Genomic DNA, 879 nt, shown 5'->3' on the forward strand with positions numbered 1-879 from the left:
GCTCGCCGACCTATTTCATCTTCCAGATGCGCATCGACAACCACGCAACGCCATGGGGCAGCCCTGTCCGTGCCACGATGGGAGCGGAGTTCGGGGCGGCGGAAGAGGAGTGAGTTGCCGGCGCCTCACAGCGGGATGTTGTCGTGCTTCTTCCAGGGGTTCTGCATGTCCTTGTTGCGCAGCATGCGCAGCGCCCGGGCGATGCGGCGGCGGGTCGAATGCGGCATGATCACCTCATCGACATAGCCGCGCTCGGCGGCGACGAAGGGTGACAGGAAGCGATCCTCGTAAGCCTTTGTATGAGCTGCGATCTTTTCGGCGTCACCGATGTCCTTGCGGTAGATGATCTCGACCGCGCCTCTGGCGCCCATCACCGCGATCTGCGCCGTTGGCCAGGCATAATTCATGTCGCCGCGCAGATGTTTTGAGGCCATCACGTCATAGGCGCCGCCATAGGCTTTGCGGGTGATGACGGTGATCTTCGGCACAGTGGCCTCGGCATAGGCGAACAGCAGTTTCGCGCCATGCTTGATCAGCCCGCCATACTCCTGCGCTGTGCCGGGCAGGAAGCCGGGGACATCGACGAAGGTGACGATCGGGATCGAAAAACAGTCGCAGAAGCGCACGAAGCGCGCCGCCTTGCGGCTGGCATCGGAATCGAGCACGCCGGCCAGCACCATCGGCTGGTTGGCGACGAAGCCCACCGTGCGGCCCTCGACGCGTCCAAAGCCGGTGACGATGTTTTTCGCGAAATTCTGCTGGATCTCGAAGAAGTCGCCTTCGTCGGCGACCTTCAGGATCAGCTCCTTGATGTCGTAGGGCTTGTTGGCGTTGTCGGGGACCAGCCGGTCGAGCGACAAATCATGGTCGGTGACCGAC

Annotated in this window: 1 protein-coding gene; it reads right to left on the bottom strand. The window is 62.3% G+C overall.

Features of this window, described 5'->3' with window-relative positions; genetic code table 11:
- Positions 1-125: 125 nt before the first annotated feature.
- On the bottom strand, positions 126-879 hold a 754-nt coding region (locus EN991_RS38030), incomplete at its 5' end, for a carboxyl transferase domain-containing protein (RefSeq protein WP_281058860.1).

It is taken from the genome of Mesorhizobium sp. M7A.F.Ca.US.005.03.2.1 (assembly GCF_003997795.1).
Classification (GTDB): Bacteria; Pseudomonadota; Alphaproteobacteria; order Rhizobiales; family Rhizobiaceae; genus Mesorhizobium; species Mesorhizobium ciceri.